Source organism: Stenotrophomonas sp. SrG, assembly GCF_050031795.1.
Classification (GTDB): Bacteria; Pseudomonadota; Gammaproteobacteria; order Xanthomonadales; family Xanthomonadaceae; genus Stenotrophomonas; species Stenotrophomonas rhizophila_A.
Genome location: NZ_JBNBBE010001134.1, coordinates 1 through 239, shown reverse-complemented (window position 1 = coordinate 239; position 239 = coordinate 1). Strand labels below are relative to the sequence as shown.

Here is a 239-nt window from a genome sequence, read left to right as displayed (position 1 = left end):
GAGCGCGCGACCTGGCAGGCCAGGTTCACCTCGCGTTCGCGGGCCGGGTCGGCCACCTCCGCACCGCGCAGGTCGTAGCGCGCTTCCAGCGGCGTGCGGTCGCGCTGTTCGCGCGCACGGCGGCGGTCTAGCTCGCGGCGGGTTTCAGACAGCTCCAGCTGGTTGTTGACCGTGGTCAGCTGCTTGCGGTCGTCCCAGGGCTTGGGCAGGTAGTCGGCTGCGCCGGCCTTGACGAGGTC

General features: G+C 72.0%; 1 pseudogene. It reads right to left on the bottom strand.

Annotated features, from left to right (window positions below):
• Positions 1–239, bottom strand: a pseudogene (locus ACQG3P_RS23010) (sigma-54-dependent Fis family transcriptional regulator); the annotation flags it as partial.